Raw genomic sequence first — 255 nt, 5'->3', positions numbered from 1 at the left:
GGCTAAATACTCCTGACTGACCGATAGTGAACCAGTACCGTGAGGGAAAGGCGAAAAGAACCCCGGCGAGGGGAGTGAAAAAGAACCTGAAACCGTGTACGTACAAGCAGTGGGAGCATCCTTCGGGATGTGACTGCGTACCTTTTGTATAATGGGTCAGCGACTTATATTCTGTAGCAAGGTTAACCGTATAGGGGAGCCGAAGGGAAACCGAGTCTTAACTGGGCGTTAAGTTGCAGGGTATAGACCCGAAAC

General features: G+C 50.2%; 1 rRNA gene. It reads left to right on the top strand.

The window, feature by feature from the left end:
- A 23S ribosomal RNA gene (locus tag ACU8YC_RS28750) occupies window positions 1–255 on the top strand; the annotation flags it as partial.

Source organism: Citrobacter sp. VF227 (assembly GCF_052950715.1).
The sequence above is the reverse complement of the archived record's forward strand: the minus strand, read 5'-3'. Positions and strand labels throughout refer to the sequence as shown.